This window comes from Oscillibacter sp. KLE 1728 (assembly GCF_934833455.1).
In the GTDB taxonomy this organism is placed as follows: Bacteria; Bacillota; Clostridia; order Oscillospirales; family Oscillospiraceae; genus Oscillibacter; species Oscillibacter welbionis.
Map to the genome: position 1 here is coordinate 1 of NZ_CAKVVF010000075.1, position 10,026 is coordinate 10,026.

Consider the following 10,026-nt stretch of genomic DNA (forward strand, 5'->3'; position numbering starts at 1 on the left):
GGCATCCTTGCCCAGCTTGCGGCGGATCAGCTCCGTGCCGCCCAGCATATTGCTCCACTGGTCGTCGCCGCCGAACTGCATGTTGCAGCCCACCGTCTGGAACATGTGGTAGAAATCATAGGACTGCATAATCATATAGTTAAATTCCAGGAAGCTCAGGCCCTTTTCCATCCGCTGCTTGTAGCACTCGGCCCGCAGCATGTTGTTGACGGAGAAGCAGGCGCCCACCTCCCGCAGCAGCTCGATATAGTTCAGCTTCAGCAGCCAGTCGGCGTTGTTCAGCATCAGGGCCTTGCCCTCGCCGAACTCGATAAACCGCTCCATCTGCTTCTTGAAGCAGTCGCAGTTGTGCTGGATGGTCTCCGGCGTCATCATGGAACGCATGTCCGTCCGGCCGGAGGGGTCGCCGATATAGCCGGTGCCGCCGCCGATCAGGGCGATAGGGCGGTTGCCCGCCATCTGCAGCCGCTTCATCAGGCACAGGGCCATGAAGTGGCCCACGTGCAGGCTGTCCGCCGTGGGGTCAAAGCCGATATAGAACGTGGCCTTGCCGTTGTTCACCAGCTCCCGGATCTCCTCCTCGTCCGTCACCTGGGCGATGAGCCCCCGGGCCTTCAGTTCCTCGTAGATCTGCATGATTTGTCTCTCCTTTTGTCCGTTTGTGAAATCTGGGACAGGTATCAAAAACGCCCTCTGTCCCCCAGGGGACAGAGGGCGAGAAGTTCTCGCGGTACCACCTCTGTTCGCGCCGCCCTCGCGGGCAGACGCCTCAGGCCGTGCGAACACACGGCGGCGCTGTAACGGGCGCTCCCGGAGCACGCCTACTGGGCCGAAGGCCGTTTGGGTGCCAGCTCCGCGGTGTATTCGCCGGGCCCTGCCCGCCTCTTTCCACCAGACCAGAGGCTCTCTTGGGGGCGGTCTTCCCGGGTACTGCTCCGCTTCATCACTGTAAGAGGTATTCTAGCCGATTTTTTACAGCTTGTCAACGGGTGGACGGCCTTTCTTTTTGCGGAAGAAATCGTATACACCCTTCTGGCAGTCGTCCTCATCCGCCTGTTCCAGCATCTGGCGGAGACGGCTCTCCGCCTCCTGAAGCGGGGCGCAGGCGCAGGGTGTCCGCCGCAGGATCTCCAGGACTTCATACATCTCGCCGCCGAGCCGCAGATAGAGGTACTTGTACCGGATGTTCTCCTCCGCTTTCTCCTTATAGAACTCCGCTTCCCGCCTGTATGCCTCCGCCGTCTCCAGATCGTCCATTCTGACACCTCCCTAAATTTTGTGTCTATATTCTAGTACGCTTTTTACATAGTAACTCGTTTTGTACTTAAAATCAACTTATATTCTACTGAAATGGAGTTTACTATGAAAAAGCCACGGGACAGTCATCTTGGATTTCGCATGGATAAGGAGACACATGACAAGCTGTTTTATATCGCGGAATATGAAGGACGAACAGGCAGCGGGCAGATTCTGTACCTGATCCGCCGCTGTATCACGGAGTTCGAGCAGGTCCACGGCAAAATCAATCTGGAGGAAGACCTCCGGGACTGAAGGAGCCCCCTCCCGGTCCGGCGCGGTTTTCTGCGCCGGGCTTGATTTTCGCGCCCGCGGCCGCTATGATAGGATACAGATATTTTTCAGAAGTGAGGTGCCCTATGCCCCAGGATCCCAGACAGCGGGACGGCTGCCGATTCACCGCACAGAACATCACAGCGGCCCAGGAGAAGAATCCCTTTGCCAAGATCTCCGACATCGTCTATGAACTGCTGGAGAAGGCCATCTTCTCCTCCGCCATCCCGCCGGGGAGCAAGCTGAACATCTCCAAGCTGGCGGAGCAGATGGGGGTCAGCACCTCCCCGGTGACCCGGGCGGTGGAGCGGCTGGAGGAAAACGGCCTGGTGACCGCCGTCCGCAGCAGCGACAGCAAATACCGCAGCTACTTCGTCTTTGACCTCAGCAGCGAGTCCCTGGAGGACCTGTTCGTGGCCCGGCGGGCCATCGAAGGAGAGGCGGCCTTCCTCTGCGCACAGAAGCGGACCCTGATTGACCTGCCCAGGCTCCAGAAGCTGGCAGACCAGTTCCAGTCCGCCTGGCAGGACTTTGCGAAGGATCTGGATACCGCCCCCACCGCCTCCGAGCGGGCCAAGATCGACCTGGAGTTCCACCACCAGCTGGTGCTGACCACAGAGAACGAGTATCTCATCGACATGTTCGAGACCCTCCAGGGCACCCTTCACTACCTGTCTATCCGCTCCTGCGAGTTCGTTGCCACGGAACAGAAAAAGGATAATCTGATCGTCATGGGCTCCCAGCACGTGGCTATCTGCTCCGCCATCGGCCTGGGGCTGCCGGAGCTGGCTCGCTCCGCCATGGAGCGGCACATCGATTTCTGCTGCAGCCGCTGCCTCATCAACCGCACCTTTCACGCCGCCGGATCCCGCTGACGGCGGAACGAAAGCGCCCCAGGGCTTTGCCCTGGGGCGCTTTCGTTTATAGGAGTGTCGATTTCAGCAAAGTTATTTCTGGGCCGCCAGCTTCTCGTACTGGGCGTACCGGGCGGCGCACTGCTCCTCCGCCTCGGCGAAGAGCTGCTCGGCGATCTGAGGGAATGTGCGGGTCAGGCCGGAGAACCGGACCTCGCCCATCATGAACTCCCGCAGCTTGCCGTTGGGGGCCTTGCTGTCCAGCTGGAAGGGGTTCTTCCCCTCCGCCGCCAGCTCAGGGCTGTACCGGAACAGGGGCCAGTAGCCGCACTCCACCGCCAGCTTCTGCTCCGCCTGGCTCACCTTCATGCTCTTGGCGATGCCGTGGTTGATGCAGGGGGCGTAAGCGATGACGAGGGACGGGCCCTTGTGGGCCTCGGCCTCCTTCAGGGCCTTCACCACGTGGGCGGGGTTGGCGCCCATGGACACCTGGGCCACATAGACATGGCCGTAGTTCATGGCAATCATGCCCAGGTCCTTCTTGGGGGTCTTTTTGCCGCTGGCGGCGAACTGAGCCACCGCACCGATGGGCGTGGCCTTGGAGGCTTGGCCGCCGGTATTGGCGTACAGCTCGTTGTCCACCACCAGGATGTTCACGTCGATGCCAGAGGCCAGCACGTGGTCCAAGCCGCCGTAGCCGATGTCATAGGCCCAGCCGTCGCCGCCGTACATCCACATGGTCTTTTTCACCAGCTGGTCGGCGTTGTCCCGCAGAAACCGCACGTCGGCGCTGGAGTCGGCGGTCTGGTTCAGGGCGGCGATCAGGGCGTCGGACACGGCCCGGGTCTTGTCGCCGTCGTCGCCGTCTTGCAGCCAGCTCTCCAGGGCGGCCTTCAGGGCAGCGTCGGAGGTGGTGTCCAGGGCAGCCTTGGCGTGGGTCTTGACCTGGTTGCGCTGCTGGTCCACGGACAGGCACATGCCCAGGGAGTATTCGGCGTTGTTCTCGAAGAGGGAGTTGGACAGGGCCGGTCCGTGACCGGCGGAGTCCTTCACCATGGGAATGGAGGGCACGGACAGGAACATGGCCTGGGCGCAGCCGGTGGCGTTGGCGATGTACATCCGCTCGCCGAACAGTTGGGTCATCAACTTCATGTAGGGGGTCTCGCCGCAGCCGGCGCAGGCACCGGAAAACTCCATCAGCGGCCGCTGGAACTGGCTGCCCCGGACGGTGAACTTGTCCAGAGGATTGGCCTTCTCGGAGAGGGACAGGCAGTGATTCCAGTTGTCCTGCTCCGGCATCTGGGACTCCAGCGGCTTCATCACCAGGGCCTTCTCCCTGGCGGGGCACACGTCGGCGCAGCTGCCGCAGCCCTGGCAGTCCAGGGGATCCACCTGGATGCGGAAGGTGTAATTCTCCATCCCCCTGCCGTTGGCCTTGTGGGTGATGCAGCCGGCCGGGGCCTGCTCCGCCTCCTCCTTGGTAAACAGGAAGGGCCGGATGGCGGCGTGGGGGCACACCAGGGAGCACTGGTTGCAGCCGATGCAGTTGTCCGGCAGCCACTGGGGCACATCCACGGCGATGCCGCGCTTTTCGTACTTGGAGGTCTCCACCTCCGTCACGCCGTCGGCAAAGCTGAGGAACTTGCTGACAGGGATCTTGTCGCCGGCCTGGGCGTTGACGGGGATCAGCACGTCCCGGACGTAGTCCGGCACACCTGCGGCCTCAGTCTGCTCCAGGGGCTCGTCGGGCAGGTCCTTCCAGCTGTCGGGCACTCGGATCTCCTCCACGGACTGGAGGCCCCGGTCCACAGCGGCGTAGTTCATGTTCAGGACCTTGTCGCCCTTCTTGAAGTAGCTGTGGGTGATGGCGTCCTTCATGTACTGGACGGCCTCATCCACCGGCAGCACGCCGGAGAGCTTGAAGAACGCCGCCTGGAGGACCGTGTTGGTCCGGTTGCCCAGACCCAGCTCCTGGGCGATGGACACGGCGTCGATGGTATAGAACTTCACATGGTTCCGGGCCAGCGTCCGCTTCACGTGGTTGGGCAGATTCCGCTCCAGCTCCTCCCCCTTCCACAGGGTGTTCAGCAGGAAGGTGCCGCCGGGCTTCACCTCGTGGACGATGTCATAGGAGTGGATGTAACTCTGCTTGTGGCAGGCCACGAAGTCCGCCTGGGTGACGTAGTAGGCAGAGCGGATGGACTCCTTACCGAAGCGCAGGTGGCTTTTGGTGACGCCGCCGGACTTCTTGGAGTCATATTCAAAATACGCCTGGACGTACTGGGGCGTGTTGTCGCCGATGATCTTGATGGAGTTCTTGTTGGCGCCCACGGTGCCGTCGGAGCCCAGGCCCCAGAACTTGCACTCGATGGTGGAGCCGCCGGCGGTGCTGATGTGTTCCCCCACGTCCAGAGAGCGGTGGGTCACATCGTCCACGATGCCCACGGTGAAGTGGTTTTTCTGCTCGCCGGCCATGTTGTCGTACACAGCCTTCATCTGGGCGGGGGTGGTGTCCTTGGAGCTGAGGCCGTACCGGCCGGCCAGCACCTTGATCCCGCTGCGCCCGGCTTCCGCCAGGGCGGTGCACACATCCTCATACAGGGGCTCGCCGATGGCGCCGGGCTCCTTGGTCCGGTCCAGGACGGAGATGGTCTGGACGGTATCCGGCAGCTTGGCCAGGAAGTGGGACACGGAGAAGGGGCGGTACAGATGGACCTGGATCATGCCCACCTTTTCGCCCTGGGCGTTCAGGTAGTCGATGACCTCCCCCAGGGTGCCGCAGACGCTGCCCATGGCGATGACCACCCGGTCCGCGTCCGGCGCGCCGTAGTAGTTGAACAGCTGGTAGTCCCGCCCCGTCAGGTCGCTGACGGCCTTCATGTATTCCTCCACGATGGCGGGCAGGCGGTCATAGGCGCCGTTGCAGGCCTCCCGGTGCTGGAAGAAGGTGTCCGGGTTCTGGACGGTGTTGCGGACCGTGGGATGCTCGCTGTTCAGGGCCCGGGCCTTGAAGCGGCGGACGGCGTCCCAGTCCACCAGGCGGCTCATGTCGTCGTAGTCCAGCACCTCGATCTTCTGGATCTCATGGGAGGTGCGGAAGCCCTCAAAGAAGTGCTGGAAGGGGATGCTGCCCTTGATGGCGGCGAGATGGGCCACGGCGCCCAGGTCCATGCACTCCTGCACGCTGGAGGAGGCCAGCTGGGCGAAGCCCGTCTGGCGGCAGCCCATGACGTCAGAGTGGTCGCCGAAGATGGACAGGCCGTGGGTGGACACCGTCCGGGCGGAGACATGCATGACACCGGGCAGCATGGAGCCCGCGATCCGGTACATGGGCGGGATCATCAGCAGCAGGCCCTGGGAGGCGGTGTAGGTGGTGGCCAAGGATCCGGTCTCCAGCGCGCCGTGCATGGCGCCGCAGGCGCCGGACTCGGCCTGGAGCTCCATCAGCTTCACAGGCTGGCCGAAGATATTCTTCATGCCGGCGGCGGCCCACTCATCCACGTGGTCTGCCATGGGGCTGGAGGGCGTGATGGGGTAGATCGTCGCCACTTCCGTGAACGCGTAGGAGATATAGGCGGCTGCCTCGTTGCCGTCCATGGTCTTGAATTTCTTGAGGCTCATGCGGTCTCGCTCCTTTTTTCCATCCTCTCGGGGAGGACAGCGTGATTTCCTTTCCTACTTTACCGCAGGGGGATGCCTCCTGTCCAAATCCATGGAATTTATGAAAAATCCCGCGGATTTTCCACGGATGCGGACGGCAATCTCCCCAGTTTTCCCAGGAGTTTTTGTGCCCGGCCGCGCTTTTGCGTCCAGGCCGGGCATGTGCCTGCCGCTGTTTTCCGGCTTTTTCCGGCATGGTTCGGCCCGGCGCGGGACAAGCTAGGGCGGAGGTGATCTAAATGCATGATGACAGCCGCAAGGTAGAGCTCCCCCGGCGGAGAAAGCAGGAGAAGCCCATCCCCAGCGTCTATCCGGTGCTGGACACCGATCTGGCCCGGGACAACGTGGAAAACGACATTCCGGCGGCAGACCTGGAGGACCTGTGAGGACTCCGGACTTCTTCCCCACAGCTGGGAGGTGAAGCGAATGGCAAGCATTTCCGTCTCCCTGGACCGGAACGCGGACCGGCATGACGTGAAGCTGCTGAAGCGGGAGCTGGACACCCTGCCGGGCGTCACCTCCGTCAGCGTCAGCAGCGGCGGACAGCTGGCGGTGGACTACGACGCCACAGGCGTCCGGCAGGCGGACATTCTGGAAAAGATCCAGGCGCTGGGCTACCACGTCCGGCAGGAACACGCATAACAAAACCGGGAACCGGCCAAAAAGCCGGCTCCCGGTTTGTTTATGTTCCGTTGGCGGACTCCCGGGGGCCTGGAAGAAACTCCTCCCCCGCCGCCTCCATAGCCAGACTCCCCGCGGAGAGCTCCGTGAGGCGGGGAACGAACTGTTCCGCCCCGCCCGCCGGGAACGCCGCCCGCAGGCGGATGTCCGCGCCGTACGCCGTGTCCCGCACCACGCCGCCGCAGGCGGTGATCTCCAGCTTCACCCGCTCGAAGAGGGGATATGTGCAGGGCACGTCCCACAGCGTCCACAGGCTCATGGTGCTGATGCCCACGGCGTCCAGGGCGTCCTTGGCTCCCTTGGTATAGGCCCGGGTCAGTCCCCCGGCCCCCAGCAGCACGCCGCCGAAGTACCTTGTCACCACGCAGCATACGTTGGTGACGCTCTCCCGCTGGAACACGTTCAGCATGGGCTGGCCCGCCGTGCCCTGGGGCTCCCCGTCGTCGGAGTAGCGGACCACGCCGCCCTCCTGCAGCAGATAGCACCAGCAGTTGTGGCGGGCGTCGTAGTAGCGCTTCTTCATCTCCTCGATGCGCTCCCGGGCCTCTGCCTCGGTCTCCACCCGCCAGATGTGGCTGATAAAGCGGGATCGCTTCTCTGTGAACGCGCTCTCCCCGTTTTCAAAGGGCACCCGATAGGTGGTCATGGCCGTCCTCCCTGTCTGCTCCGCGCTCATTTCCACACGTCCCGCCGGTCCGTCCGGCCCGCCAGATAGTCCATGGACACGCCGAAGTGGTCCGCCAGGGCGCACAGATTATGGAAACTGGGCAAATTATTTCCAGACTCAAATTTCTGGTAATGCCGTTCTCCAATTCCAATGGCCGTGGCAACCTGGGCCTGGGTTTCTCCGCGCTCTTTTCGGAGCGATCGCAATTTTTCCTGAAATTCCATGCGTCCCCCTTGACACGCCAAATTTTAGGTATTATACTAAACTTAGAAACACGCCATTTTTTATGTTATTCGAGGTGATTTTTAGGATGACAGATTTTATGAAATGGCTCTATCCCCGGTATATCCGCCCTTATGTGGAGGCGGCGCCCCAGGAAGAATATGAGATGTGGCTGTCCCTGATGGAGAGCGACTTGGAATATCAATTCCGGGAGGAATTCGACAAGACCCTGGAATTCACCGCCATCCACGCCTTCCTGCTGGGCCTGCGCACCGGGGCGGGCCTGGGGGCGCTCATTCCACAAGGAACGGCGCCATCTGCCCCAGGACCTTCGGCGTGCACACCGCCGTGACCGCGATGGTCTCCCCGTACTCCACGTTCTCCACCTTGGCCTCCCGGTACAGCTGGTCCAGCAGGCCGCCCTTGTCGTAGGGGATGTGCAGCACACAGCGGCGGCTGCCGCTGTCCAGGCGTTCCCCGATCATCTCCAACAGCTTGTCCACACCCTCGCCGGTCTTGGCGGAGAGGGAGCAGATGTCCGCCCCGTGGGGCATGATCTCTCCGGCGGGCAGCCGGTCGGACTTGTTGAACACGTCGATCCGGGGCAGCTCTCCGGCCCCCAGCTCCCGGATCAGGTTCTCCACCACCGCCGCCTGCTGCTGCCACTCCGGGTTGGACACGTCGATGACGTGGAGCAGCAGATCTGCGTACTCCAACTCCTCCAGCGTGGCCTTGAATGCCTCCACCAGCTGGTGGGGCAGCTTGCGGATGAACCCCACCGTGTCGGAGATCACCACGTCCAGCGTGTCGCTGACCGTGAGAAGGCGGCTGGTGGTGTCCAGCGTGTCGAACAGCCGGTTGTTGGCGGGGATGCCCGCTCCGGTCAGGTGGTTCAGCAGCGTGGACTTGCCCGCGTTGGTATAGCCCACAATGGCCACCACCGGGATCTCGTTCTTCTGCCGCCGCTGCCGCTGGGTGGAGCGCACCCGGCGGACCTCCTCCAGGTCCTCCCGGAGCTTGTCGATCTTCCGGCGGATGTGGCGGCGGTCCGTCTCCAGCTGGGTTTCGCCGGGGCCCTTGGAGCCGATGGGCCCCTTGCCGCTGGTGCCCGCCTGCCGCTCCAGATGGGTCCACATGCCGGTCAGCCGGGGCAGCAGATACTGGTACTGGGCCAGCTCCACCTGGAGCCGCCCTTCCTTGGTCTTGGCCCGCTGGGCGAAGATGTCCAGGATCAATCCGCACCGGTCCAGCACCTGAACGCCCAGCAGCTCCGTCAGCACCCGCATCTGGGAGGGGGACAGATCGTTGTCGAAGATCACCATGGTGGCGCCGGTGTTCTCGCAGTAGAGCTGCACCTCCGCCACCTTGCCCTCCCCGATGAAGGTCCGGGGGTCCGGGGACGGCCGGTTCTGCAGCACAATCCCCACGGTCTCGCCTCCGGCGGTCTCCACCAGGGCGGAGAGCTCCTCCATGGTGTCCTCGTCGGCGTTTTCCTCTTTTTTCAGCACCGGGGAGTTCAACCCCACCAGCACCACTTTGTCTCGTACTTCCTGTGTCTCTGCCATGCAAACTCCTTATTTTTGATAGGCCTCCACGACTTGGCCCACATAGATCCGGTGCCAGCCGCCCTGCCCCGGCGTGTAGAAGGGCAGGATCTCCCCCTCCCCCAGCACGCAGGCAGGGTCCATGTCCTGGGCGTACAGCTTCCGGCACACCAGGACCCACTCCGCCTCGTCAAAGAAGGGCGCGTCCCCGGCCCCCCAGCGGACCGTCAGGCCGCACGCTTTCACCTTGTCCATGTCCCGGCCGCTCTTGCTGCCGCAGAGGGCGGTCACTTTTTTTGCCTCCTCCGGCAGGATGGAGACGGTGAAATAATCGTGGGACTCCATAAATTGATAGGTATATCGCTCGGGCCGCACGTAGACTGTGCAGACCGGCAGGTTCCACAGCCGGCCCAACTGGCACCAGCCGATGGTCATGGTGTTCAGGCCGGTCTTGTCTCCGGCAGTCAGCAGCGGGGGCTGCCGTCCGAAAACATGCAGGATCTCCGGCGTCAAACGCTCCAACTCCACAGGATGCAGCTTCATGCAAACGCTCCTTCCGCTTCATTGATACCATACAGTATATGCGCTTTTGCCGGAAAAGTAAATGAAAAAAGGGCCTGCCCAACCGGCAGACCCTTTTTGTGACGTGTCAGACTTACTTGTCCAGACCGAACTTCTTGTTGAACTTGGCCACGCGTCCGCCGGTATCCACCAGCTTCTGCTTGCCCGTGAAGAAGGGGTGACACTTCGAGCAGACTTCCACCTTGATATCCTTCTTGGTAGAACCTGTCTCAATCACATTACCGCAGGCGCAAGTAATCGTAGTCTG

13 protein-coding genes and 1 other annotated feature are annotated in these 10,026 nt (G+C 62.4%); of the genes, 5 read left to right on the plus strand and 8 right to left on the minus strand.

Annotated features, from left to right (window positions below; all coding sequences use genetic code 11):
- Nucleotides 1–636: tyrosine--tRNA ligase (gene tyrS / locus QVE23_RS08640; protein WP_287967942.1), on the minus strand; the 636-nt coding region annotated here is incomplete at its 3' end.
- 71 nt (nt 637–707) lie between these two features.
- Nucleotides 708–953 (minus strand) — a binding site (T-box leader).
- 19 nt (nt 954–972) lie between these two features.
- Nucleotides 973–1,257 (minus strand): hypothetical protein, encoded by a 285-nt coding sequence (locus tag QVE23_RS08645; RefSeq protein WP_025544700.1) that lies wholly within the window; start codon nt 1,255–1,257, stop codon nt 973–975.
- Between the two features lie 141 nt (nt 1,258–1,398).
- On the opposite strand from QVE23_RS08645, the gene QVE23_RS08650 reads away from it, so the two are divergent.
- Both QVE23_RS08650 and QVE23_RS08655 read left to right on the plus strand, forming a co-directional pair.
- A complete protein-coding gene (locus tag QVE23_RS08650; RefSeq protein ID WP_256264806.1) occupies nt 1,399–1,551 on the plus strand; it encodes a hypothetical protein in 153 nt (50 codons plus the stop codon).
- A 104-nt stretch (nt 1,552–1,655) separates the two neighbouring features.
- Nucleotides 1,656–2,444, plus strand: a complete 789-nt coding sequence (locus QVE23_RS08655; RefSeq protein ID WP_025544698.1) for a GntR family transcriptional regulator — start codon at nt 1,656–1,658, stop codon at nt 2,442–2,444.
- 72 nt (nt 2,445–2,516) lie between these two features.
- Here the strand turns inward: QVE23_RS08655 and nifJ are convergent, their stop codons facing one another.
- Nucleotides 2,517–6,044 carry a pyruvate:ferredoxin (flavodoxin) oxidoreductase gene (gene nifJ, locus QVE23_RS08660; RefSeq protein WP_021748728.1) on the minus strand — a complete coding sequence of 1,176 codons (3,528 nt, stop codon included), beginning with the start codon at nt 6,042–6,044 and terminating at the stop codon, nt 2,517–2,519.
- Between the two features lie 278 nt (nt 6,045–6,322).
- Between nifJ and QVE23_RS08665 the strand changes: the two genes are divergently transcribed.
- Together QVE23_RS08665 and QVE23_RS08670 are read left to right on the plus strand one after the other, a co-directional pair.
- Nucleotides 6,323–6,469: a hypothetical protein gene (locus QVE23_RS08665; protein WP_021748730.1), complete on the plus strand. Its 147-nt coding sequence runs from the start codon at nt 6,323–6,325 to the stop codon at nt 6,467–6,469.
- A gap of 40 nt (nt 6,470–6,509) precedes the next feature.
- Complete coding sequence (locus QVE23_RS08670; protein ID WP_021748731.1) at nt 6,510–6,725, plus strand: heavy-metal-associated domain-containing protein; 216 nt, start codon at nt 6,510–6,512, stop codon at nt 6,723–6,725.
- A gap of 40 nt (nt 6,726–6,765) precedes the next feature.
- Here QVE23_RS08670 and QVE23_RS08675 read toward each other — a convergent pair whose 3' ends face one another.
- Nucleotides 6,766–7,410 carry a YigZ family protein gene (locus tag QVE23_RS08675; RefSeq protein ID WP_287967943.1) on the minus strand — a complete coding sequence of 215 codons (645 nt, stop codon included), beginning with the start codon at nt 7,408–7,410 and terminating at the stop codon, nt 6,766–6,768.
- A gap of 26 nt (nt 7,411–7,436) precedes the next feature.
- Nucleotides 7,437–7,655 (minus strand): helix-turn-helix domain-containing protein, encoded by a 219-nt coding sequence (locus QVE23_RS08680; RefSeq protein WP_021748733.1) that lies wholly within the window; start codon nt 7,653–7,655, stop codon nt 7,437–7,439.
- Nucleotides 7,656–7,753: 98 nt separating this feature from the next.
- Between QVE23_RS08680 and QVE23_RS08685 the strand changes: the two genes are divergently transcribed.
- On the plus strand, nt 7,754–8,005 hold the full coding sequence (locus tag QVE23_RS08685) for a hypothetical protein (protein WP_136890658.1): 252 nt from the start codon (nt 7,754–7,756) through the stop codon (nt 8,003–8,005).
- Here the strand turns inward: QVE23_RS08685 and hflX are convergent.
- From hflX to rpmE, 3 genes are all read right to left on the minus strand, one after another.
- Entirely contained in the window at nt 7,947–9,218 is a 1,272-nt protein-coding gene (hflX, locus tag QVE23_RS08690) for a GTPase HflX (RefSeq protein WP_136890659.1), read from the minus strand. The two genes, QVE23_RS08685 and hflX, sit on opposite strands and share 59 nt — an antisense overlap.
- Nucleotides 9,219–9,227: 9 nt before the next feature.
- On the minus strand, nt 9,228–9,740 hold the full coding sequence (locus QVE23_RS08695) for a flavin reductase family protein (RefSeq protein ID WP_119311049.1): 513 nt from the start codon (nt 9,738–9,740) through the stop codon (nt 9,228–9,230).
- Nucleotides 9,741–9,852: 112 nt separating this feature from the next.
- Nucleotides 9,853–10,026 (minus strand): 50S ribosomal protein L31 (gene rpmE, locus QVE23_RS08700; RefSeq protein WP_287967947.1); only part of this gene is annotated, 174 nt, incomplete at its 5' end.

Coding starts and splice junctions, on each gene's coding strand:
- QVE23_RS08655 (WP_025544698.1), top strand. CDS start 1,656: ATGCCCCAGGATCCCAGACAGCGGGACGGCTGCCGATTCACCGCACAG.
- nifJ (WP_021748728.1), bottom strand. CDS start 6,044: ATGAGCCTCAAGAAATTCAAGACCATGGACGGCAACGAGGCAGCCGCC.
- QVE23_RS08670 (WP_021748731.1), top strand. CDS start 6,510: ATGGCAAGCATTTCCGTCTCCCTGGACCGGAACGCGGACCGGCATGAC.
- QVE23_RS08650 (WP_256264806.1), top strand. CDS start 1,399: ATGGATAAGGAGACACATGACAAGCTGTTTTATATCGCGGAATATGAA.
- QVE23_RS08695 (WP_119311049.1), bottom strand. CDS start 9,740: ATGAAGCTGCATCCTGTGGAGTTGGAGCGTTTGACGCCGGAGATCCTG.
- QVE23_RS08680 (WP_021748733.1), bottom strand. CDS start 7,655: ATGGAATTTCAGGAAAAATTGCGATCGCTCCGAAAAGAGCGCGGAGAA.
- QVE23_RS08645 (WP_025544700.1), bottom strand. CDS start 1,257: ATGGACGATCTGGAGACGGCGGAGGCATACAGGCGGGAAGCGGAGTTC.
- QVE23_RS08665 (WP_021748730.1), top strand. CDS start 6,323: ATGCATGATGACAGCCGCAAGGTAGAGCTCCCCCGGCGGAGAAAGCAG.
- QVE23_RS08685 (WP_136890658.1), top strand. CDS start 7,754: ATGAAATGGCTCTATCCCCGGTATATCCGCCCTTATGTGGAGGCGGCG.
- QVE23_RS08675 (WP_287967943.1), bottom strand. CDS start 7,410: ATGACCACCTATCGGGTGCCCTTTGAAAACGGGGAGAGCGCGTTCACA.
- hflX (WP_136890659.1), bottom strand. CDS start 9,218: ATGGCAGAGACACAGGAAGTACGAGACAAAGTGGTGCTGGTGGGGTTG.